Genomic DNA, 845 nt, shown 5'->3' with positions numbered 1-845 from the left:
GTAAAGATTTTGTTGTTAGTTTTATAACTGGCGCGCTTGTTGGTTCAGCTTTAGGTTTGTATTTTAAAAATAAAGTTTATCAAAAAGCAGATGATTTAAAAGTCAAAGAACAAGAACTGTCGCAAAAATTTGAAGAAAGAAAAACGCAACTTGAAGAAACGGTTGCCTTTACAAAAGAACGTGTTGAAGGATTTTTAAACAAATCTAAAAATGAGCAAGCAGCATTAAAAGCACAACAAGCAGCAATAAAAGAAGAAGTAAGTGCAAATAATTTGAGTGATACATCACAAGAGGCACAAGAGATTCAAGAAGCTAAAAAAGAAGCACAAGCAGAAACAGATAAAAGTGCAGCTGTATCAAATGAAGAATCAAAAGCAGCGGCATTAAAAGCACAACAAGCAGCAATAAAAGAAGAAGCAAGTGCAAATAATTTGAGTGATACATCACAAGAGGCACAAGAGATTCAAGAAGCTAAAAAAGAAGCACAAGCAGAAACAGATAAAAGTGCAGCTGTATCAAATGAAGAATCAAAAGCAGCGGCATTAAAAGCACAACAAGCAGCAATAAAAGAAGAAGCAAGTGCAAATAATTTAAGTGATACATCACAAGAGGCACAAGAGATTCAAGAAGCTAAAAGAGAAGCACAAGCAGAAACAGATAAAAGTGTAGCTGTATCAAATGAAGAATCAAAAGCAGTGGCATTAAAGGTATCGAAAGAAGAGTCACAAGCTGAAAGATTAGCAAACGCTGCAAAACAGAAGCAAGCTAAATTAACACCAGGTTCAAAAGAGAGTCAATTAACTGAAGCGTTATTTGCAGAAAAACCAGTTGCTAAAAATGACTTG

The 845-nt window shown here is 34.7% G+C and carries 1 pseudogene; it reads left to right on the top strand.

The window, feature by feature from the left end:
• Positions 1–845: pseudogene (locus tag IDG60_RS16910) on the top strand (hypothetical protein); the annotation flags it as partial.

This window comes from Staphylococcus sp. EG-SA-2 (assembly GCF_017152085.1).
Note: the sequence above shows the minus strand (reverse complement) of the source record. Positions and strands in the feature narration are given on the sequence as shown.